The sequence below is a fragment of the Psychrobacter sp. ASPA161_6 genome (assembly GCF_051970285.1).
Classification (GTDB): Bacteria; Pseudomonadota; Gammaproteobacteria; order Pseudomonadales; family Moraxellaceae; genus Psychrobacter; species Psychrobacter glaciei.
The window spans coordinates 165,594-188,897 of record NZ_JBEFNJ010000004.1; the positions used below are offsets into that span (position 1 = coordinate 165,594).

General features: G+C 43.7%; 20 protein-coding genes. 11 read left to right on the forward strand and 9 right to left on the reverse strand.

Going from position 1 to position 23,304, the window contains the following annotated elements; genetic code table 11:
* Positions 1-182: 182 nt before the first annotated feature.
* Positions 183-716 carry a peroxiredoxin-like family protein gene (locus ACTQ9T_RS11715; protein WP_010197534.1) on the forward strand — a complete coding sequence of 178 codons (534 nt, stop codon included), beginning with the start codon at positions 183-185 and terminating at the stop codon, positions 714-716.
* Positions 717-903: 187 nt separating this feature from the next.
* Here the strand turns inward: ACTQ9T_RS11715 and ppc are convergent, their stop codons facing one another.
* From ppc to hppD, 5 genes are all read right to left on the reverse strand, one after another.
* The gene (gene ppc / locus ACTQ9T_RS11720) at positions 904-3,684 is read right to left on the reverse strand and encodes a phosphoenolpyruvate carboxylase (RefSeq protein WP_440465180.1); all 2,781 of its coding nucleotides are present in this window, start codon (positions 3,682-3,684) and stop codon (positions 904-906) included.
* A 471-nt stretch (positions 3,685-4,155) separates the two neighbouring features.
* On the reverse strand, positions 4,156-5,544 hold the full coding sequence (locus ACTQ9T_RS11725; RefSeq protein WP_440465181.1) for a Na+/H+ antiporter NhaC family protein: 1,389 nt from the start codon (positions 5,542-5,544) through the stop codon (positions 4,156-4,158).
* A 92-nt stretch (positions 5,545-5,636) separates the two neighbouring features.
* Positions 5,637-5,978 (reverse strand): 4a-hydroxytetrahydrobiopterin dehydratase, encoded by a 342-nt coding sequence (locus ACTQ9T_RS11730; RefSeq protein ID WP_440465182.1) that lies wholly within the window; start codon positions 5,976-5,978, stop codon positions 5,637-5,639.
* A 107-nt stretch (positions 5,979-6,085) separates the two neighbouring features.
* The gene (gene phhA / locus ACTQ9T_RS11735; RefSeq protein WP_440465183.1) at positions 6,086-7,048 is read right to left on the reverse strand and encodes a phenylalanine 4-monooxygenase; all 963 of its coding nucleotides are present in this window, start codon (positions 7,046-7,048) and stop codon (positions 6,086-6,088) included.
* 173 nt (positions 7,049-7,221) lie between these two features.
* On the reverse strand, positions 7,222-8,322 hold the full coding sequence (hppD, locus tag ACTQ9T_RS11740; RefSeq protein ID WP_440465184.1) for a 4-hydroxyphenylpyruvate dioxygenase: 1,101 nt from the start codon (positions 8,320-8,322) through the stop codon (positions 7,222-7,224).
* Between the two features lie 177 nt (positions 8,323-8,499).
* Here hppD and ACTQ9T_RS11745 point away from each other — a divergent pair, with 177 nt between their 5' ends.
* The 5 genes from ACTQ9T_RS11745 to ACTQ9T_RS11765 all read left to right on the forward strand — a co-directional run bounded on the left by ACTQ9T_RS11745 (position 8,500) and on the right by ACTQ9T_RS11765 (position 14,216).
* The gene (locus ACTQ9T_RS11745) at positions 8,500-9,429 is read left to right on the forward strand and encodes a LysR family transcriptional regulator (protein ID WP_440465185.1); all 930 of its coding nucleotides are present in this window, start codon (positions 8,500-8,502) and stop codon (positions 9,427-9,429) included.
* Positions 9,430-9,656: 227 nt separating this feature from the next.
* Positions 9,657-10,853 carry an amino acid aminotransferase gene (locus ACTQ9T_RS11750; protein WP_440465186.1) on the forward strand — a complete coding sequence of 399 codons (1,197 nt, stop codon included), beginning with the start codon at positions 9,657-9,659 and terminating at the stop codon, positions 10,851-10,853.
* Between the two features lie 273 nt (positions 10,854-11,126).
* Entirely contained in the window at positions 11,127-12,428 is a 1,302-nt protein-coding gene (fahA, locus tag ACTQ9T_RS11755; protein ID WP_440465187.1) for a fumarylacetoacetase, read from the forward strand.
* A 124-nt stretch (positions 12,429-12,552) separates the two neighbouring features.
* A complete protein-coding gene (locus tag ACTQ9T_RS11760) occupies positions 12,553-13,128 on the forward strand; it encodes a VOC family protein (RefSeq protein WP_189585143.1) in 576 nt (191 codons plus the stop codon).
* Positions 13,129-13,163: 35 nt separating this feature from the next.
* Positions 13,164-14,216 carry a TRAP transporter substrate-binding protein gene (locus ACTQ9T_RS11765; RefSeq protein WP_440465188.1) on the forward strand — a complete coding sequence of 351 codons (1,053 nt, stop codon included), beginning with the start codon at positions 13,164-13,166 and terminating at the stop codon, positions 14,214-14,216.
* Positions 14,217-14,278: 62 nt separating this feature from the next.
* Here ACTQ9T_RS11765 and ACTQ9T_RS11770 read toward each other — a convergent pair whose 3' ends face one another.
* Positions 14,279-15,136 (reverse strand): IclR family transcriptional regulator, encoded by an 858-nt coding sequence (locus tag ACTQ9T_RS11770; protein ID WP_440465189.1) that lies wholly within the window; start codon positions 15,134-15,136, stop codon positions 14,279-14,281.
* A 130-nt stretch (positions 15,137-15,266) separates the two neighbouring features.
* Between ACTQ9T_RS11770 and maiA the strand changes: the two genes are divergently transcribed.
* From maiA to ACTQ9T_RS11795, 5 genes are all read left to right on the forward strand, one after another.
* Entirely contained in the window at positions 15,267-15,914 is a 648-nt protein-coding gene (maiA, locus tag ACTQ9T_RS11775; RefSeq protein ID WP_440465308.1) for a maleylacetoacetate isomerase, read from the forward strand.
* 503 nt (positions 15,915-16,417) lie between these two features.
* Positions 16,418-17,923: a DUF4331 domain-containing protein gene (locus tag ACTQ9T_RS11780; protein WP_440465190.1), complete on the forward strand. Its 1,506-nt coding sequence runs from the start codon at positions 16,418-16,420 to the stop codon at positions 17,921-17,923.
* A 27-nt stretch (positions 17,924-17,950) separates the two neighbouring features.
* Complete coding sequence (locus ACTQ9T_RS11785) at positions 17,951-18,232, forward strand: hypothetical protein (RefSeq protein WP_210540578.1); 282 nt, start codon at positions 17,951-17,953, stop codon at positions 18,230-18,232.
* 76 nt (positions 18,233-18,308) lie between these two features.
* A complete protein-coding gene (locus tag ACTQ9T_RS11790; protein ID WP_440465191.1) occupies positions 18,309-19,583 on the forward strand; it encodes a tetratricopeptide repeat protein in 1,275 nt (424 codons plus the stop codon).
* Complete coding sequence (locus ACTQ9T_RS11795; protein ID WP_240216017.1) at positions 19,580-20,725, forward strand: HupE/UreJ family protein; 1,146 nt, start codon at positions 19,580-19,582, stop codon at positions 20,723-20,725. The genes ACTQ9T_RS11790 and ACTQ9T_RS11795 overlap by 4 nt, the downstream gene beginning before the upstream one ends.
* 171 nt (positions 20,726-20,896) lie before the next feature.
* Here ACTQ9T_RS11795 and ACTQ9T_RS11800 read toward each other — a convergent pair whose 3' ends face one another.
* The 3 genes from ACTQ9T_RS11800 to ACTQ9T_RS11810 all read right to left on the reverse strand — a co-directional run bounded on the left by ACTQ9T_RS11800 (position 20,897) and on the right by ACTQ9T_RS11810 (position 23,258).
* Entirely contained in the window at positions 20,897-21,298 is a 402-nt protein-coding gene (locus tag ACTQ9T_RS11800) for an ExbD/TolR family protein (RefSeq protein ID WP_413190427.1), read from the reverse strand.
* 38 nt (positions 21,299-21,336) lie between these two features.
* Entirely contained in the window at positions 21,337-21,927 is a 591-nt protein-coding gene (locus ACTQ9T_RS11805; protein WP_352309963.1) for a MotA/TolQ/ExbB proton channel family protein, read from the reverse strand.
* A 257-nt stretch (positions 21,928-22,184) separates the two neighbouring features.
* Entirely contained in the window at positions 22,185-23,258 is a 1,074-nt protein-coding gene (locus ACTQ9T_RS11810; protein WP_440465192.1) for an energy transducer TonB, read from the reverse strand.
* Positions 23,259-23,304: the final 46 nt, after the last annotated feature.

The window sequence follows — 23,304 nt, forward strand, 5'->3', positions numbered from 1 at the left end:
GTAAGGTCAACTAGCCTCCAATGGAGCGTTAGGTGGGGTTTATGTAAAGCTCGTTCATAAACACTAAACAAATCATAATTGACTGACTATCATAATTGACTGACTATAAGAAGCTTGATTTAATAATCGAATCTTTTAGCTTTCGTTATTCACATTATTATAAAAACTCAAAGGATAAAAATATGCAATCAAATGACTCTCAAAAACTTCGCGCCGGTTCTCAATTCCCTGATCTACAAGTACAAATGCGAGATGGTGAAATGCAATCGTTGGGTAAGCCTGAAAATGGTCACGATTGGAAATTAGTGGTTGTCTATCGAGGCAAGCACTGCCCGATTTGTACTAAATATCTTAACCAGTTAGAAACGGTCAAGACGTCATTTGCCGACGCTGGTGTCGATATCATTGCCGTATCAGCTGATAGTAAGCAGCAGTTAGAAACCCATCTAGAAGAATTAGACATCAACTTCCCGATCGCTTACGGTTTGACAGTTGAGCAGATGAACACGCTAGGGCTTTATATCTCTGATCCACGCTCAGAAAAAGAGACCGATCATCCTTTTGCAGAGCCTGGTGTATTCGTTATCAATGCCAAAGGAGACATCCATATCATTGATATCTCTAACGCGCCTTTTGCTCGACCTGAGCTTGAATCGCTTGCCAGTGGGTTGTCTTATATTCGAGGAAATGACTACCCGATTCGCGGCACGCATTAATAGCCATAAAAATACCACGGCTACTACTAGGGCATATTCTCATTTTAAAATGGAGATATGCCCTAAACGCGATAGCAAAAAAAGATAATATCTTAAAACATCAAAAGCCCCTCAAACTTTATAGTTTGAGGGGCTTTTTACATAGATCAACGCAACAGACCCTAAACTTAATCAATGCTTTGCAGCGCTAACCGGTATTGCGTAAGCCCGCTGCCAGTGCATTGATACTACGGATTAATGGGTCTTCTACGTTGATATCATCATGATCAGCATATTCCATCGTATCTTGTTGTCTAGCACGCTTTAACAGCTCAATCTGTATATAGTTAATAGGGTCTAGATAAGCGTCTCGCCATTGCAGGGATGCCGCAAGGTTTTGTTGATTAGATAACAAAGAGTCTTGTTCAAGCAAGGAGTTTAAGCCTGAATTGGTCAGCGTGTATTCATCGGTGACTGCTGTCATGATTTTTTGGCGTAACGGTTCATCATCACATAGTTGGCTATAGGCCTGTGCAATATTCATATTGGCTTTGGTAAAAGCCATTTCGATATTACTGATAAATACGCTAAAAAACGGCCAGTGTTTATTCATCTCTTTCATTAGTGCTTCGTCAGCTTTGACACTATGCAGCGCACTACCTACGCCATACCAAGCAGGTAAAGTGAAGCGCGCCAATGACCAACCGAACACCCAAGGAATTGCTCGCAAAGTCGTCTTACTTGGCAGGCCTTTTTTACGATGGGCTGGGCGTGAGCCAATATTTAATAAAGAGATTTCTTGTACTGGGGTTACCTGCGAGTAGAATTTATAAAACCCTTCAGTATGATCGGTCAGCTCGCGATAACGTTGCTCGCCCGCATCTGCTAAGCGTGCAAACAGGTCTTCATAATTTGGCAGCTCAGTGGGTTGCACCACGAACCTTGAGGAACAGGCTTTGAGTGTGCCCGTGATCGCCATGGTCAGCTCAAATACTGCGGTATCGGTATTGGCATACTTAGCGTAGAGAACTTCACCTTGCTCAGTCACTTTAATCTGACCATGCAGTGTGCCCGCTGGTTGCGCAGCAATGGCTTTGTGCGTTGACCCACCACCCCGGCTCACTGAACCGCCACGACCATGGAATAAGCGGGTTTTGATGCCATATTTTTCAGCAATGCTATTAATGGTTTGCTGTGCGCTATAAAGCTGCCACGCAGAAGTAATAATACCACCATCTTTCGATGAGTCTGAATAACCCAACATGATTTCTTGGGTGTTATCTGAGTGTTGTAGCAACCCGCGATACAGTGGGTTGTCTAACACGGCAGGCAATATTTTATCAATATTTTTAAGATCTTCAATGGTTTCAAACAACGGTGCCACTGGTAAGTCAGCAGACAATTGACCTTCATCATTAAGCCTGCACAAGCCTGCAAACCGCATTAATAGCAATACTTCTAATAGCTGACTGGCGTTGTTGGTCATCGAAATTACATAACTGCCAAAGGTGTCAGCGCCAACAAGTTTTCGTAACATTGCGACTGAATTCATCAGTGACAATTGCTCACGTGTTTTGTCTGTCAGGTTATCAGTATAGATGAGCGGCGTGCCGGGTTTTTCTAGTAAGCGTGTCAACCATTCTTGACGTTCGGTTTCGCTTAGCGCTTGATAATCTGGTAGGTTGGAGGCACTGGCAAAAATGTCAGCAATAACCTCGCTATGGTATGAGGACTCTTGACGGATATCGAGCGCTGCTAAATGAAAGCCACAGGTTTTGACCAAACGAATCATATCGAGCAACAACCCGTCTGCATGTGCCGTATCGTGTGTATTCACGCTATGACGAATAATGCGCAAGTCCTCTAGTAACTCTTCTGGATTGCGATAAGCATCCTTCTCGGCCTCAACATCAGTGCCTTTGCTCTGAATGCGGCGATTGGTCGCTTTGACTTTAGTAAGAATGACAGAGAGCAGTCGACGATAAGGCTCATTGCCATAGTCATCGAGATTGTAATCAAACACCCGTTGATCAAGCTCACCGTAACTGGTGATTTTGGCATATACGTCAGGTGAAACGGTGACAGTCGTATCACTATGGATGAGCTGGCGACGCAGTTTTTTTAGTAGCACTTGGTAGTGACGCAACACAGTATCCGCATGCATTAAGACGGCAAGCTCTGTGGTCTCAAAAGTCACGAAAGGATTGCCATCTCTATCGCCGCCGATCCACGAACCGAAGCTCATAAATGCAGGTAACGGATAGTCTGTCAGCTCTGGATAGATATCAACAATGGCTTTTTTGATATTACGATATACCTTTGGGATGGCATTAAACAAGCTGGCGTTAAAATAATGTAAGCCATTATTGATCTCATCATATACCAACGGCTTACGCGTTCGCACTTCATCAGATGACCATAACAAGTCAATCGTTTGCGCCGTTTGCTCTTTGGCCTGCTCGTAAGCAAAACTGTTTTCGGTCAAATTGTTTAAGGCATCGCTATGCGTGAATAGACTTTGTAAGATGTTCATCGTGGTACGGCGACGAGCTTCAGTAGGATGCGCGGTGAATACAGGCGTAAACTTTAGCTGATCAATCAGCTCCTGCATTTGAGCGGGCTCAATATTACGCTCACGACACTCAAGCAATGTACGACGAAACGAGCCTTCCCAGCTTTGCTCAGACTGCATGCGCTGCGCGTGACGTTGCTCTCGCAAGTAATTCTCTTCGCTTAAATTGGCTAAGAAAAAATAGATAGAAAACCCACGTATGACGTTTTTTAAGGTTTGATTGTCCAAAGAAGCAATGAAGTCAATGAGCTGCTGTTTATGGGCTTCGTTAGGCTCACGGCGCTGCTGAATAAAACCTTTACGCAGCGTCTCAATCGTATCTAGCGTCTGCTCACCAGATTGGCGAGAAATGGCATCGCCAAGCAATGAACCCAACAAGCTGGTGCGTTTACGTAGTACGTTATTATCTAGTGTCATCTTCAACCCTCTTATTAAATGAGTGAGTACCAATGAGTAAGTAACATAGTGAAATTATGATTTTAGTTGCTTAACCTATGGCGGTTTATTGATATAAATAATACACTTTTATTATTTTAGCTGCCCAAGCAATTTACCACATTAACCATAGCAAAACTATCGAACCTCGATAACATAACCAAGCTCTAGAATTGCAGACTCACCCTAGGGCGTCTCCTCATAGACGAAAAATATAGAATACGACAAGAAGTTAACTCAAAATACCCCAAAAACACTACAATACTGCTGATATATCGATATTACTTTTCACTGACTACACCAGCCCAAAACTTAAAAAAGCCTCGTGAGCTTGCACTACGAGGCTATATTTGAGGCGTGTCATCAATGATGATAATTATGATGTAATGTCGAGATAGTCATAAGCAGTCAGCTCATAAAAATAGAATCTGACATCATTACATTCTTATCGATTTAGTGCTTCTCTATTCGACTGATAGTCACCCCTGTAAAGCCAAATAATATCGTCAACAGTAGCGACAAATAACAGAAGAATGCATAAGGCAGATAATCAAGCACGGGCACACCTAACGCCTGACTGATAAACACACCGCACACACTCCAAGGCACTAGCGGATTAATAACCGTACCGGCATCTTCAATGGTACGAGACAGATTCTTAGGATGTAAATTCAAACGCTCGAACGTCGGACGAAAGGCAGTACCAGATAATAAAATACTCAAATACTGCTCACCAATTAGTACGTTGATGCTTAGAGCAGACATGGCAGCGGCAAATATGGCGCGTCCTGATGTGGTTAATGAGTCTTTGATTCCTAATAACAGTGCTGGCAAAATACCCAAGGCGGTTAGTAGTCCACCAAGACTGAGTGCCAATATCACAATCGCTTGGGTAAAGAACATACTCTGCACACCGCCGCGCGATAGCATGCCCCCTACTTCACCCAGCTCTAATGATTCAGCGGGCGCATACCCTGCAAATAGATAACCACCTAATTGTCCAAAGCTCGGTGAGCTGTGCAAATAAGTAATAATCAGTGCCGCAATAATGGTACAGATAATCGTATAGATAGCATTGACGCGAAAGATAGCCAATCCAACCAGCACGACAAAAGGCAATACCGCATAGCCTTGTACCAGCCCGCTTTCAATCAACTGTCCTTGCAAGATAGTCACTTGACTCAAATCAGAGCCAGCAGTCTGACCTGAGAAAAACCAAAAAATAATGACCGTCAGTATCCACGCTGGTACCGTGGTGTACATCATATTGCGAATATGCTCAAACAAATCAATACCCACCACCGATGAAGCAATGGTACAGGTATCCGATAATGGCGACATTTTATCACCGAAAAACGCGCCTGAAACCACAGCACCCGCCGCAATCGCCACGTTGGCATCAAACGCATTACTCATCCCAATAAAAGCCACGCCCAATGTCGCGGCAGTGGTCAAACTACTGCCCAAAGCAATACCGATAATAGAAGTCAGCACAAAGGCAGAGATATAGTAATACTCAGGAGAAATCAGCTGAAAGCCAAAATACATCAGCGTTGGAATGGCACCAGACATCATCAAGGCGGCGACCATCAAACCGATAAAGAAAAATAGATAAATGGCACCGATACCACGCATGACACCTGATGCCATTTGCGACTGCATATCATCAAAGCTTAGCCCTTTGAACAGACCGATGCCTAGCAAGACACAGATAGCGAGAATCAATGATAAATGTGGTACCCAGCCAAAGCCAATCATGGTGACACCCATGATGGCGATGACAATGGCAGAAATCATAAAAGCAAGTTGAGGCGAAATTTGGGTTAATATCTTTGGCGGCATCACACGTCCTTAGCTTGCCAGCTATATCTGGCATAGAGGTTGACTTTGAGTGTGGCAAGTTTAATGAGTTGCAATGCTTATTACTACCCTCATCACTTACCAAATAGGCTATCGGTCTTTGCAGCCATGACAAAGTCATTGCGATGCAACCCTTTAATACTATGCGACCACCACGTCACGGTGGCTTTGCCCCACTCTACCAAGATGCCAGGATGATGCCCTTCTGCTTCAGCGATGTCTGCCAATTGATTGGCAAACGCCATCGCCTTGACGAAGTTTTTGAATTTATATTGGCGTTGTAATTGCTTGATGCCATCGACGTCAATCAATGACCAATCTGGAATTTGCTGTAATAGCTCGCTTGCCTCAGTATCCTCAATTGTTGGTGCACCAATACGGCAGGCTTCACAGCTGGCTTGTGATAATGTCGTCATTATAATTTCCTTTTATGTTGATCGTTTTTTTTAGTAAATATACGTCCGTGTTGACGCTGTTCATATTGCTACATGATTTAAATAATGCTGTGCTTCCCAACCATGTATTAAGCATTTTTTGCCGCATAAGCGGGCTCAAACAATCCCAGTGACATGGCTTGTTTGACCATTCCCATGATGTCGCTATTAACGATATCGAATAACGTATCCAAATCATCAATGACATAGTAAATCGGCTGAATATGATCGATACGATAAGGAGTACGAAGTACATCAAGTAAGTCAAACGCTCGATGCTCTGGTTGAGACTGGGGCTTATGTTGAGAACGAGGTTCTGCTTGCTGCTCAGAACTAGCATTGAGCGCATAAATGGTCTCAGATGGTGAGCTTAAGATGCCACCGCCATAGATTCGACGGTTATCTTGATTTTGTCCAACCAAACCAAACTCGATGGTAAACCAATAAAGCCGTGCCAAAAACCATCTTTCTTCTTTGCTGGCATTGAGACCCAGCTTGCCATAAGTCTCATTAAAAGTTGCAAATGCAGGGTGTGTCAGTAGCGGACAATGTCCAACGATTTCGTGGAAAATATCAGGCTCTTCAATATAGTCCATATCATCAAATCGACGAATAAAAGTTGCAACGGGAAAGGATTTATTGGCAAGCAATTTGAAAAACTTACCAAAGCTTATTAACGCAGGAACAGCAGCAGTTTGCCAACCAGTAGTCGCTTGCAATACCTCATCGATATCATGCAGCTGTGGAATACGGGTGGCGGGCAAATCCAGCTTTTTCAAACCGTCTAGATAGGCTGGGCAGGCACGATTGGGTATTTGTTCGGCTTGCCGCTCAAGTAACGATTGCCACATGCCATTTTCATCGTCACTATAGTGAATATGACCATGACTGTCTGGCTGATGCGACACATAAGGTTGTTTTTTCGGAGTAGAATCACTCTTTTTATTCGTAGAGTCATCGTGGCTAGCAGCATCATTGTTTGGTGTTTTAGAAGCGACACTATTGGCACCGATGGTAGTATTAAGAGAATCTATATGTGATAGGCGTTCCATGCCTGTGTTCCTTTTATTGCAGTTAGCGCTTTAAATGTTGTTAGTCGCTTTCAATTATGATTGAACCATCACATTGGCTTCACGACATTACAAAGTGCAGAGCTCATTATGGGCAAGACAAATTACTTTCATCCTGCCCGTTTTTTTATGAGCTTTTCTAAATGTAGCGTAAATTATGGCGTTTCAGTCTGTGGCTGACCAACCGCGCCGCGACGCACTTGGTCACGCTCGATAGATTCAAACAAGGCTTTGAAGTTACCTTCGCCAAAACCATCTTCGTAATCGCCTTTACGTTGGATGAATTCAAAGAACACTGGGCTGCCCAAAATAGTTTCAGAGAAAATCTGTAACAGCAGACGTGGGACAGAACCCTCAGTCGTGCCATCGAGCAAGATACCGCGCATCTGTAGCTCAGAGACAGTCTCGCCATGACCCGGTAGACGCTCGCCCAGCATTTGGTAATAAGTATCATTTGGTGCGGTCATGAGTGGAATACCAGCCGCTTTTAGCTTATCGATACTGGCAAACAAGTCATCGCTAGCCAAAGCAATATGCTGAATACCTTCACCGTTAAAGTGCATCAAATACTCTTCGATCTGACCACCGCCCTGCTTGGCTTCTTCATTTAGCGGGATACGGATTTTGCCATCAGGCGCTGTCATGGCTTTACTAGTCAAACCCGTATATTCACCTTTGATGTCAAAAAATCTAATTTCGCGGAAGTTAAAGACACGCTCATAAAAGTTTGCCCAATAGGCCATGCGACCACGGTAAACGTTATGGGTTAAATGATCGATGACTTTGAAACCGTGTCCGACAGGGTTTCTGTCTACATCAGCAAAAAATTCAAAGTCGACGTCATAGATAGATTCACCATCTTTGTAACGGTCAATCAGATAAATCAATGAACCGCCAATACCTTTGATAGCAGGAAGGCGCAGCTCCATCACACCCGTTGGTACGTCTATTGGCTGCGCGCCCATCTCGATGGCACGCTCGTAGGCTTGTTTGGAATCTTGCACCCGAAAACCCATGCTACAAGCACCCGCACCATGCTCTTCTACAAAGTAACTGGCTTGGCTTTTTGGCTCACGATTCAGGATAAGGTTGATGTCACCTTGACGGTATAGCGCAACGTCTTTTGAGCGATGATTGGCCACGTGTGCAAAGCCAAGCTGTTTAAACAATGCTTCGACAGCATCCGGTTTAGGTGATGCGAATTCAACAAAATCAAACCCATTTAAGCCCATTGGATTTTCAAATAAATCTGCCATTGTAATCATCCTTAATTTCAATTGGTGGTCTAAAAATCATAAAAACAGTATGAGAAAGCACTCTTAATCATGAGAAAGCACTCTCAATCAATAATTCTTATTGACGATGCATTTATATTAGATTAGGTTTATTTATAAGACTAATTGTTTTTTATGATTTATTTATCAGGTTTACTTATGAATATCAGCATTCGCCAACTCACCGCTTTCATCCAAGTCGCTGACAACGGTAGCTTTACTCGTGCCAGCGATCAGATGCATTTGACCCAATCTGCCGTTAGTGGATTGATTAAAGAATTAGAATCTGGCCTCGGTATTGTGTTATTTGACCGTACTACCCGTCAGCTGTCTTTGTCGGTAGTTGGACGGCATTTGTTGCCGCAAGCACGGCGTATTTTGAATGAGATGCAGCTATTCGAAAATGAGGCGAGTAGTTTGACCAGCTTGGCGCAAGGTCAAGTACGGCTGGCCGTTTCGCAGTTCGCAGCCTCGTCCATGCCAGCAGTCATCGCCCAGTTTTCCAAACAACACCCCGAGATTGGCGTGTCGTTATTGGACTGTTCAGCAGAAAACTTACTTAGACATATTCAAGACATCGAAGTCGATTTGGGTGTCGGTACTGAGCTTGGTTTTATGGAGACTGATGACGATGTCAACGCTGATTTGTTATATCAGCTGCCATTTTGTGTGGTCATGCCTGACAGCCATGCGTTAGCGCGAAAACGTGAGATAACGTGGCAAGATTTATTAGACATTCCGCTCATCACGCTGCAAGGTCCTTTCATTGAACAAGTGACAGCAGAACTGGACGATCAGATCGCCAGCCATATCCAGCAGGCACGATATAAAGTGAATTTTATGTCTACCGCCCTTGAGATGACCCGTCAAGGATTTGGCATTACTCTATGTTTGCCCTATATGCCTGAGGTTATCGACTGGGTCAGTGCCAACGGCTTGCAAATGCGACCTTTGTCCCAGCCTGTTAAGATGCGACAGTTCTTTATTTATCAACGCTCCTCACGCGCGCTATCCCCTGCCACTATTGCTTTCAAGCAATTTTTACAAACGTATTTTAATGATCACTTTGATGGTTTGCACAATACTTAATTTGCATAATACTTAATTTACATAGTACGTAAGCCAAGTTTATTCAATCCTTGACGCAAACCATAAATATAGTTAAAAAATAAATAGGGCATGTTGGTGTTTTTTAAGCGTTTTATAGATTATTTGGCTTGTCGTCAGTCAATGTGACTAAATCTTACGTTGAGTTAATTATCCATTTGATTTATGCTTTTTGGCTTCGCGACTCATATTTTTTGTAAGGATACAGAATGTTTAGAAGTGTAGAATATTATGCTGGTGACCCTATCCTAGGGCTTATGGACAAGTTTTCTGCTGATCCCAATCCCAATAAAGTCAATTTGGGCATCGGTATCTATTACGATGAAGAAGGGGTACTGCCCGTACTGGACTGTGTAAAAACAGCCGAAGAACGCATCGCAGATCCTATCTCTGCGCGTCCATATCTACCAATGGCAGGATTGCCTGGTCATCGTAGCGCTTGCCAAAACTTACTGTTTGGTAAAAATGCTCAAGTGTTAACTGATGGTCGTGTGGCTACGATAGCGACCCTCGGTGGCTCAGGTGCATTAAAAGTTGGCGCTGAGTTTATCCATCAGTGGTTCCCGCAGTCAAAGTGCTATGTCAGCGACCCGACATGGAGCAACCATATCGCCATTTTTGAAGGCTGCGATGTAGAAGTGGGCACTTATCCCTACTACGATAAAGCCAGCAGTAGCATCAAATTCGATGAGATGATCGGTTTTTTTGAAACTTTAAATAAACAAGATATCGTACTGTTGCACCCTTGCTGCCATAATCCAACAGGTATGGATTTGACCAAAGCGCAATGGGATAAAGTTTTAGAGGTGATAAAACAGCGTGAGCTGATTCCCTTTATGGACATTGCCTACCAAGGGTTTGGCGAGGATGTGGACAGTGATGCTTATGCTATCCGTAAAGCGGTTGATATGGATCTCATATTATTCGTGAGCAATTCCTACTCGAAAAACTTGTCTCTGTATGGAGAGCGTGTCGGCGGTCTGTCTGTTGTTTGCCCTACCGTAGAGGAAACCGAACGCGTCTTTGGTCAGTTAAATTTCATCGTTCGCCGTATTTATACCAGTCCCCCATCGCATGGCGGACGTGTGGTCGATATCGTCATGAATGATGACGCACTATACCAGCAGTGGGTTAGTGAGGTTTATGGCATGCGCGACCGTATAAAAGCCATGCGCTTAAAGCTCAAATCGGTATTAGAGTCTAAACTTCCTGAGCGTAGTTTTGATTATATTACTCGTCAAAACGGTATGTTTAGCTTTACCGGATTGACAGTTGAGCAAATCGAGCAATTACAAACCGAATTTGGTATCTACATGGTATCTAACTCACGTATGTGTGTGGCAGGCTTAAACGTCAACAACATTGATTACGTGGCCAATGCCATGGTAAAAGTTCTAAAAGACTGATTAAATCACACGACTAAAAATGTGGTTTGATAAAAAGGCTGAGCACTTGCTCAGCCTTTTTTTGTGTTCCATTTTGGTGTAATTAGTAAAAATAATAATACAGTCAGTGAAAAGTAATATCGATACATCACGCACTGCTGATATCAATTTTATAGCAGGTATAGCGCCAAGCCATTGCACAAAAAACTTGCAATCCACATATCAATAAATTACATTATACGTAAGTAGTTAATTATAACGTAATCATAAATTTATATTAGCAAGGAGCAAATCATGTCAACGACTGACAGCACCCTCACCTCTTTTATCGATATCACCCCCGATTCTGACTTTTCAATCCACAATCTCCCTTATGGCATTTTTAGCGAGACCAAAGACGCTGCTGGTAATAACAAGCGCCGTGCAGGTGTTGCCATCGGTGAGCATGTACTGGATTTGTCCGTACTGGAGACAGAAGGGTTATTAAGTTTGGAAGGTGGCCCTTATTTTGATCAGCCTACTCTGAATGCTTTTATTGATTCTGGTCGAGACAATTGGACGCAGGCACGTACCACCATTCAAACGTTACTGTCTAGCGACAATAGCGACTTGCGTGACAATGCAGACTTGCAAAAAAAGGCGCTGTTTAAACAAGCAGATGTCACCATGCATTTACCTGTTCGAGTGCCCGGTTTTACCGATTTTTATTCTTCTAAAGAGCATGCCACCAACGTCGGAACTATGTTCCGTGATCCAAACAACGCCCTACTACCTAACTGGACTGAAATGCCTGTTGGCTATAACGGACGCGCCAGCACCGTCATCGTTAGCGGGACGGATATCGTACGTCCATCAGGCCAGCTAAAGCCCAACCCTGATGACCGTCCTATTTTTTCTGCCTGTAAGCGTTTAGATTTTGAGTTAGAGACTGCATTTGTCGTTGGCAAAGGCAATAATATCGGTCAACCAATCGCAGTAGATGAGGCCTCTGATCATATCTTCGGTATGGTACTGCTCAATGACTGGTCGGCACGAGATATCCAAAAATGGGAATACGTGCCTTTAGGTCCATTCAATGCTAAGACGTTTGCGTCTGAAGTATCCCCTTGGATTGTCACCATGGATGCATTGGCCCCGTTTAAAACGACTTGCCCAACACAAGAACCTAAGCCACTTTCTTATCTGAACGAAAAAGCGAGCGATAACAGCTTTGATATCCATCTATCGGTTGAATTACTGCCTGAAAATGCGGAGACGGCTACTATTCTTTGTGAGACCAATTTTAAATATATGTACTGGTCAATGGCACAGCAATTGACACACCACACTATCACTGGCTGCAAAGTCGAAGTCGGCGACATGATGGGCTCAGGGACGATTTCAGGGCCAACGCTAGACTCTTATGGCTCGATGCTAGAGATTGCTTGGAATGCGACTAAACCTGTCACGCTTGATGGTGGCGAGACGCGCAGCTTCATCGAAGATGGCGACACCGTCATTATGAAAGGCTATAGCGAAAAAGACGGCATTCGTGTTGGATTTGGTGAAGTACGCGGCACAGTAATACCCGCGCTTAGCTTTGATTTTGATAAATAATAACCGCATATAAAAAAGGCGTAAAAGTAGATTTAAACTGTCAGACAACAATGATGTACAGTCTATAAGTACTGACAGTTTGTCTATTAATATGAAATTTACGCCCTATCAAAAGGAGTTTGATATGAGCTTTCAAATTGAGAAAATCCATCATGTGGCTTATCGCTGCAAAGATGCCAAAGAAACCGTCGAATGGTATCAAAAGCATTTGAATATGGATTTCATCTTAGCATTCGCAGAAGACCATGTGCCTTCAACCAAAGCCTTTGACCCCTATATGCATGTCTTCTTGAATGCTGGTAGTGGCAATGTATTGGCTTTCTTTGAAGTACCCAACCAACCTGAAATGGGCTTTGATCCAAATACCCCAAATTGGGTGCAGCATTTGGCGCTAAAGGTCAAAGACCGTAATGAGCTATTGATTGCCAAAGAGCATTTAGAACAAGGTGGCATTGACGTCATTGGCGTGACCAATCACGGCATCTTTCACTCTATTTACTTCTTTGATCCCAATGGGCATCGTCTTGAGCTGACTTATGACGATCCAACCTCAGAAGACAAAGTCTCGATGATTACAGACGCCATCAAGCAAGACATGCTAGATGAGTGGTCTCGTACCAAACGCGCCCCAGCACATACGCAGTTTTTGCATAGTGAAGAGCTGGCTGAAGCACGCGAAATAGCGCCTGTCGGTGAATAGCAAACCATATCTAGCCATCATGAAAGGATTCGATGATGAAAGTAAAAACCCCTTTAGGAATACTCTTGGCTGCCTCGATTGCGATGACTGGCTGCTCCAATAACGATCAAGCGGTCAGCGCATCTACGGATGCAGGTGAAGTAACGACGTTGCGATTCTCGCATTTCATGACTGCTACTGACAATATAAACACCGAAGCATTAGAGCCATGGGCGAAGAAAATTGAAGCAGATTCAAAAGGCCGCTTAAAGGTTGAGATATACCCTTCTGCGACGCTCAGCAAACCGGGGGCTACCTATGACGCTACGGCGAAAGGTAGTGTAGATATTGGAATGCAAGCACAAGGATATACAGCAGGACGATTCCCTTTGACTCAAATCGTAGAGTTGCCAGGCATCACAAATACTGCACAGCAGCAGAGCTGTATACTTCATAAACTATATGACGAGGGTGTCATTAAAGACGAATACGAAGACACTCACTTGTTAGCGCTGATAGGCACTGGACAAGGCGCGCTTCATACCGTTGATAAACCGATTCGCACGCCAGCTGATATGAAAGGTCTGCGTATTCGCCAACCTTCTGCGGTTGCGAGCCACATTATTGAGGCGACGGGCGCTGCACCTGTCGGCATGCCTGCCAGTGATACTTATACCTCGCTTCAGCGCGGTGTCATTGACGGGCTCAGCTTTACTTGGCAACCCATTCAAGCGTTTCGCCTTGATGAGCTGATCAATACGCACACCAACATCCCTTTTTATAATTCCACCTTTGTGATCAGTATGAACAAAGATAAATATAACAGCTTGCCTGATGACCTCAAAAAAGTGATTGATGACAATTCTGGCGCAGAGCTGGCAGCGCATATCTCTAAAGTATTTGACGTCAGCAATGCCAAAGCGATGGCTGCTGCTAAAGAAAAAGGCGATATTATGATTGATATCCCTGACCCACTCAACGACCCAGATTGGAGAGGCCCATTAATGGAGGGCTCTCAGCATTACCTAGATGAAGTGAATGCCACTGGTCTAGACGCTGACAACGTATACGAAAAAGCAAAAGCGGCCAGTAGTGCCTGTATGGTTTAGAGGATGTTCGAAAATAAATCTTTTGATGCGATAGCCAGCTAGCTTATAGAATCACATACTGGCTACGCTATTTGATAACGCTGTGCTATCGCCAGTATTTGCTCAACCACGTTATGTTGCTCACTCATCGGTAACTGCTCTGTGGTTCCAATGATAGTAATGGCGTATTCTAACGGTAGCGCTTCACTAGCAATTTTGTCATTAATCGCAGATGAATTAGCAGCGCTACTGGCAAGCTGCGGTAAGATAACAGGAATCGTAATGGCATTAATGCCCATGAGCATATCGCCCGTCACTGTTGCATAGCCTTGAGTACGAATTTTGGCTTGCAGTTGAGTAAAATGTTGCCACTTCTCTGACATCTCTGCTGCAGCATCACTCGTGTGCCATTCGGCCTTAACCAATGGCTGAATGACAACATCAGGTTGATAACTGGCAAATAACTGCCCTGTCGCCGATGTCGTCAGTGGCATACGTGAACCGATGCGAGTAATGATACTGATTGGACTGTCTGGCTCAACCGACTGAATGATAATAGGGCCTTCACTAAACCATTTGGCGATTTGTACCCCGCAACTTAGGGTGTCTTTAATCTCATTAGCCACCTGCGTGAGACGTGCCAAAAGATTGTTTTGGTTGAATCCAGTATGTCCTAATGATGCCAATGTATTCACTCTATCGCCAAGACCATAGCGACCATCATCGAGCTTACGAGCATAGTCTTTACGAATGAGGCTGACTAAATAGCGATGACACTTCGCCGGATGCATTTGCATGGCTTCAGCGATATCCTTTAGCATCATAGGCTCATTGCGATCGATCAGCACATCTAGAATCGATAGCCCAATCTCAAGCGACTGGACGCCACTTTGGTTTTTACTGGTGACAGAACTATCTAAAAGGGTTTTGGCTGCTGGCATGATTTGCTCAATGAATAATTTACTTAGTTAAATGTCAATTTAAAGTCGGGATGAAGATTTAGCATCATCACGCTTGTTTTAGGACGTGTTGAACATTCACAACATATCATAATAAAAGGAATTAACAATGATGACACTTTATGGCTACTTTCGTAGCAGCACTTCTTACCGTACTCGTATCGCTATGAACCTAAAAGGTTTAGATTACGACGATATCGCAATCAATTTGGCACAAGATGAGCAGTTAGAGACTGCCTTTAAAGCGATTAACCCGCAAGGATTGGTGCCAGTATTACAAGCCGATGACTTACTATTATACCAAAGTCCAGCTATCTTGGAGTGGTTAGAAGACGTCTACCCTGAGCAGCCATTATTGCCTAAAGATGCTGCTGGACGTATGCATGTGCGCGCGTTGAGCGCCATGATTGGTTGCGACATTCATCCGCTTAACAATCGCCGTATCTTACAATATTTACGTAATGAGTTATCAGTAGACAAAAAAAATGTCATTGCATGGTGCAATCGCTGGATCAGTGAAGGATTTGCCGCTTTAGAAACACGTTTGGCAGCGGATAATCATCGCGGACAATTCTGCTATGGTGACAGCCCTACGTTTGCAGATTGCTATTTGATTCCGCAGGTTTCTTCTGCTCGCCGTTTTAAAGTAGACCTCAGTGCTTATCCCAACGTCGTCGCTATTGATGCCCACTGCCGCACGCTAAAAGCCTTTGCAGATGCTGACCCTATGATGCAACCCGATGCCCCTAAGCCTCAATAAATCACGAACCCGTTATTGAAAGGATAAGCACGTTGCAAAATAGGTTCTATAGTCGATTTGATGTAAAAAGAACACAGCTTAAAAAGAACATAGCATTGCTGGGATTGATTTTCGAAGCCTCTGTCTGCGCAGGCATAGCAAGCAAGAAAAATTGATATCAGCAGTGCGTGATGTATCGATATTATTTTTCACTGATTAAACCTTCTTATTTTAATACACCCTCTTGATTTTGAACTGATTATAGGCGATAGTTACTGACTTTAGTACAACTGCTTTGATATTGTTTTCAAAACAGTTTTTTGTAAAAAACCGACGACTGGTATGATAAAACCGATAAAAGTTCTAATAATTTGAGCTAATTCAGTGTATAGTTTAAATGAACTTGGTAAGGACACTATTTAATTTAATTAATCAAACTTTAGAATTTAATTGAATTCATCAAAGTTCATATGCTATAAAATTTTCACAGCCTCTATCACTTAAGTTTTTCTACAAGGATCCGTATGAAACACACCACAAAGGCTCTAATAGCCGCCATGACTCTATGCGTTAGCGCAAGCGCCGTCGCCTCTAGTCACCGTGAAGCCCCTTCAATTACCAAAACCCCTAAAGTCGATGCCACTGACTTTTATATGTTCAATAGTTATGAAAATAATCGAGCCGATTACGTCACGATTATTGCCAACTATCTACCGCTACAAGACGCTTACGGTGGACCTAATTACTTCGCATTAGACGACGATGCCTTGTATGAAATCCATATCGATAACAACGGCGATGCTGTCGAAGATATTACCTTCCAGTTTGACTTTACCCAAAACTTAAACAGTATCGAAATCGACTCAGATGGCAACCCATCGACAGCAAAGGTCGCCATTCCTTTGTCCAACGCTGGTGATGCTTCGGTTGCTGCTAACGTACAAACCAGTGAGAGCTATGACGTCACGATGGTCAAAGGCGATCGCCGTAGTGGCTCACGCACTGATTTGGGCAATTTCAAAAAACCATTTGACTATATCGGTACCAAATCGTTTGCTGACTACCCTACCTATGCACGCAGCTTCATTAAACCGTTAAACTTGGGTAGCTGTGGTACTGGTAAAGTATTCGTTGGTCAACGTGCTGAGAGCTTTGCAATCGACTTGGGTAGAGTGTTTGATTTAATCAACCTAAACCCATTAGGTGCACGTAATGGTGGTACTAACATTCTGGCAGATAAAAACATTACTTCTATTGCCATGGAAGTCCCTAAAGCTTGCTTAGTCAACGCGACTGGTAACGATCCTGTCATCGGTGCTTGGACAACGGCTAGCGTGCGTCAAGCAACCTTGGTAAATGGCAATCCTGCTTCTGGTATCAGCACAACGGCCAAAAAAGGCGGTGCATGGACGCAAGTGTCACGACTAGGTATGCCATTAGTCAATGAAGTGGTTATTGGACTTAAAGATAAAGATAAATTCAATGCGTCAGAGCCAAAAGACGATTTAGCGAAATTTGCTCCCTACGTCCAGTACCCCACGCTTCCAGCATTGATTGAAACTTTGTATGGAGATGCGGGTGCAGTAGCGCCAACGAACTTCCCTCGTCAAGATTTAATCACTGCCTTTTTAACGGGTGTTCCTACTATCAACAAACCTGCTAATCCAAAACAAGTGCCGGCAGATATGTTACGACTTAACACTAGCACGCCTGCTGTTGCAGCTGCCAATCAAAATGATTTGGGTGTGATTAGTATTATTCCAGGTCAGAACGATGGTCGCCCAAGTGCTAATGCTAAAGATGTGGCAGGTTTTCCAAACGGTAGACGTCCTGGTGATGATGTCACTGACATTGCGTTGAGAGTGTCTATGGGTGCTTTATGTCATGCTGGATTGCCTGCAGACGTCACTTGTGTGCCTGAGGATGCTAAAGCCGGTAAAGGTCTATTCACTGATGGTGCGCTAAAACCTGCGACCGAATTTGACTCAGTATTCCCTTATCTAACCACCCCAACCCCAGGTAGCCGATAAGCTGAATCTAACCCAAGGAGAAATACTATGCGCTATATAATGTTAGCCGTATTGATCACTGGATCAGCTGCACTTTCTGGTTGTTTCAATGATAATGACAACAATGACTTTGACTCGTCAAATCAGGTTGATAATGCTGTTGCGGCAGACCAAGCGAAAGCGAAGTTAGCTGTTAATAATACCTCTGCTGTGATTGATGCTAGTAATAATGTCGACACTGATGAGCCTCAAGATATTGATCGGGTGATGCTGCCTGAAGCCAATTTGGCAGAACCTGTCGCAGTATCAGGCGCCAATGCCTCGCTGTAGTTTGACCTGAAGTTATCCAAGCACCTAATCAGTTTACTGATTGGGTGTTTCTTTATGTTTTGAGCCGAGATATTTTATGCATTGGATTAAATTCCCTATCGGATTATTACTGTTATTACCTCTCAGCAGCCAACTGCTTCACGCTGCCCCCTTTATACCAAAAGACGATCAACAAATTCTAGCGACCCTGCCTACAGATTCCCCAGCGCCGCGCTATCTAAACGCTGCTGACTTTCGAACTGACACACACACAAATACCCCAGCACAAACCAGTCAATTACTAGAGCGCGCTTATCTACAAGGCGATCCTAGAGCATTGGGTCAGGCACGCGCGCAGTTAGATCAGAGCACAGATCAGAGTATAGATACACTAATGCTACGAGCACGAGCATTGCAGTCAGATCATAAATTTGCTCAAGCAAAAGCGTTATTAACGCAGATATTAGAACAAGAAGAGACTCATCCAGATGCTTTATTGACTCTTTCTTCTTTACTAGTCGTCCAAGGTCAGTTTAAAGACGCTTTGAGCTACTGCAACAAACTTGATGATCCTGAATTGCGTGTTTATGAGTTGGCTTGTCAGGCTCAGATACAGAGCATGACTGGGCAGCTTGAACAGGCAAAACAGACACTCAGTGGGCTGGCGGCGATCGCACCTGGGTTAGATGCATCAACTGCTCGCTGGATATACTTGATGCAAGCAGATGCCGCATTACGTAGCCAAGATACTTCGCTTACCAATCAGATTTTTAGTGTGATGGACGATCAAACCGTACCGGCGCTGATGGCTCGCGCTGACTGGCTATTGAGTATCGGTGAGTATGAAAAGGTGCGCGATATGCTCCAAGCGCATACGGATAAAGACGCCTTGCTACTACGCCTTATCACTGCTCAAATGGAATTAGGCGACCCTCAAGCACAGAAAAACTTGGCCTTGATGAAAGAGCGCATTGAGGTATGGCAGATACGTAAAGAAAATGCGCACATGCGCGAACAAGCGACTTATGCTTTGCTGGCCAATCAAGTAGACTCAGCACTAAAATTGGCTCAAGATAATTGGCAACAGCAGCGTGAAACGGCTGATATCGTGCTCTATGCGAGCGCAGCTATCAAAGCTGGCAGCCAAAAAGACATCAAGCTAATACGCCAATTTATGACAGACACGAAATTCGAATATCCTGCACTAGAGCAAGCGCTACGCTCAGGTAAAATCAGTGATTGTCTAAATTGCCAAGTTGCCACTACGCAAACGTCCAACACTCAAGCCAAAAGCACGCAAACCGTAAGCATGCAAACCGTAAGCATGCAAACTGTAAACACGCAAGGTATGAATAAGGAGAAGCTTTTATGAATGCGCTTCGCAGACTTATTGGAAGTCATACTTATCGTTACCTGACGCTGCTGTTACTGGCGCTGACGTGTTCAGTGGCACAAGCGCATGAGTCTAGTACCGCCTACTTAAACCTCAATCTAAGCGACTCTGAGAGTACGGCAGAGAGTAAATATGATACAGAATATGAGCTTTCACTGCGCGACTTAGCGTTGCTGATTGATATAGATCCAAACAAAGACAGTCAAGTCAGTTGGGCAGAAGTAAAGTCACAGACATCGCTGATAGAGCAATTGATTCAATCCAAAATAAAACTAGAAAGTAACGCACAAGCGTGTCAAATTACAAAATTTGCGCCATTGGCCATTAATACACGTGGCGGATTTAATTACTTATATAGCAATTTTGCCTTAAGCTGTGCTCAGCCGATTGATAATCTTGATTATCAAATATTGGCAGGTATCGATGCCAACCACCGATTGATTCTGACTCAGGCTAATGATGACACCGCCCTACAAGTGCTAGCAGTAGGTCAAAGCCCATTAGGAGCGCAGGCAAATACTGGCTGGATGTCTACCGCGACTAATTTTCTCAAAAGCGGTATACACCACTTGCTAATTGGTTGGGATCATCTGCTATTCTTATTTGTACTGCTCATTCCTGCGGTGTACGTGCGCAAACAGAAACAATTGATTGCTGTCACTAAGCCAAAAGCGGCGCTGCTTGAAGTGTTTTGGATTGCGACTTCGTTCACACTCGCTCACTCCATTACACTTAGCTTGGCGGCACTACAAATCGTTAGCATACCGCCACGCTTTATCGAATCTTTGATTGCACTGTCTATTGCCTTTGCCGCGCTCAATAATGTCGTGCCATTACTACGGGTACGAGCAGTCTATCTGGCCTTTGTTTTTGGACTGATTCACGGTTTTGGTTTTGCCAATGTATTGGTAGACTTGCCACTTGCTACCAGTGCACGTGTATTAGCGTTGTTGAGTTTCAACGTAGGCATTGAGATGGGACAGTTGGTATTTATCGCTTTGGTGTTTCCAATAGCGCTACTATTACGTCACACACAATTTTATAAATGGATTATATTTTATATCGGTTCGCTGATTAGCATTTTAGTGGCACTGTGGTGGTTTTTTGAACGGGCATTTTAGATGATTGCCGTTTTCTTCCTTTTAAGCTGATTCAAAAAATAAACCCTAGGGCGTGTCATCATTTAGATTGTGAAGTTTGAAATAGCTAAATGTATTCATGTGCTGATTGATGATATGCCCTAGCATCTTCTTGATGGTAGGGCGTATTTTTTACGGTGATATTCCAAAAGCTTACTCATTGACGAAAGCTACTTTAGTGAGACCTGCATTGCTCGCAGCAGCCAAGACTTGCGCCACCATATCGTAGCGAGTGTCTTTGTCTGCGCGCAGATGAATACTAAGATCTAGCCCATCACTTGCTGCTTGCGCAAACCGTGTCTGTAGTTGCGGCAATGACAGCGACTCTTCATCCCAAAACAGCTCATTATCTTGATTGATACTGATTTGTAATATGTTATCAGGCAAATCATTAATCGTAGCACTGGTCTTGGGCAGATCCAATGGCACAGTTGGGTTCATCACTGTCGCCGTCACTAAAAAGATAATCATCAGCACCAGCATGATATCGATGAGCGGTATCAGGTTCATCTCGCTCAAACCTTGAGTGTCATCATCTCCTAGATGAAACGCCATGCGTGTCTCCTTTTTTATAGCCAATAAATTGCAAGGATCTAAACATTTGTATTCGTTTTATCTGTCGTCACTGCTGGACGCATCGATGCACCTAAGAGACCATGAGCGATATCATTGGCTAAGAATAACGTTCGACGATTCATACGCGCAATAATGTTATAAAAAATCACAGCAGGAATCGCAACGGCAAGACCAAGCCCCGTCATGATAAGCGCCTCACCTACTGGACCTGCCACTTGCGCAAGCCCTGCCTGCCCGCTCATACCGATACTGCGTAGCGCATGAAATATACCCCATACCGTGCCAAATAATCCAATAAAGGGCGCAATAGCGGCAGTCGTACCTAGTAGCGGCAATCCTTGCTCACTCCGATGTCGATAACGACCAATCAGTTGCAATAAAGTCTGCTCGGTCATCAATCTGCGCTCCTCTGCACTGGCTTGCAAACTAGGCGGTACTTGTTTTTGTAATTGCTGCGCTAAATCAGCCGCGACAGTTTTGGCCAGTTGGCGACTATAATACAGCCGCAAAATCCCTGTGACCCAAGAGGCAACCGATAACGCCAAAAGCGCAAAAAATAAAGCCTTGGTAATAATATCTGTGTATTGCCAATAATCCATAAGATCCATACATCTTCCTTAACGTAATTATCTTGACGTGACTATCTTAACGTAATTATAGTAGATTCACTTTAAAAAAATACCATACTGCTGGGATGATTTTTTCTAAGACTCTGAAGTGCCAAGCACACAGCAAGTGAGGAAAACTTATACCAGCTGGATGTTACACTTGCCGTTTTTTTATATTGATCTGATGATAGACCGTGTTGTTCATTTAAAAACAGCTGCTGTCATTATCATCGGCGAAAGACCTTACAAATTCTATGTTACTTGTTAAATGTCGGTCTCTCATATACCAATGACATCGGCACAATTGCATCAACTGTCTTACCGTCTTTTTGCAGTGGATTGAGTTGCCCTGTCCTAACTTGCGTGGTTGCCATTGCATCGATTATTGGACTGCCTGAGGGTTCAAGCAGTTGCACCTCAGTAATATAGCCTTCTTTATTGACATGCAACTCTAGCATGACGATAAATACATCACCGAGCTCAGTATCAATGCTACGCCATATTAGCAATGGTAAGCTAGTCGTCGGTTCGTGCTTATCGAGCCAGCTGCCATAATCTGCCAAAAACGGGGCAGTCTCGTCACTTTTATTAACCTTACTATTTTTATCAGCCTTCTCATCTATAGCGGCCTGATCAGTGACTTGCTTTTCGGCTTGGGCAGCGGCTAACTTCAGCATGTTGGCAATTGCTTCATTGGCTGCTTGTATGCGCCATTGCTCTTGTTCGGCGAGCTTTCGGTTGGTTTGTTTTCCTAGTGCACGTTTCTGTCTGGCTTGATCACGGTTGAACTGCGCTGTCACAGCTCGAATCATCGCCGATAGATCTTGCTCTGTGTCGTCTGATTCATTTGATACATTCGATATTTTTCTTGATTCTACTGTCGTCAATGGTGACGCTGATGAGGGATTTTCGAGAAACTTTTCAGGATTACTTTCTAAATTGGGTGGTTTTTTAGCCACGTCAGTATTTGTTGTTGAAGGTATTGGCGCTTCTTTTGTTTCAGTTTTTAATGTTGCAGCTGATGACGTCTGAGCAGATGCTACTACTTTTTCTAATGGTTTGATTGGTTGAGTCTCAGAGACGGTTTTTTTTTCTGAGACAGGTTTGGATCGAGGTTCTGTACTTGGCGTATTAGTAGGAGGTGACGCTAATGTGATTAGCTCTAGTTGAATGGTCTCTGGTTTATTTTTTATTTCGGGAGGTTTCGGGGTATCGATAGATATCATTGCCCATACGGTGGCACCGTGCAAGGCAACCACAAAAATGGTGACCCAAGCATTGAGAGGACGAGTGAATGAATTTGGTAGTATCATGATGATTAGAATACTCATTAAAAACAAACCTGTATATCGATTTCTTCAATAAATAACCAAAGCA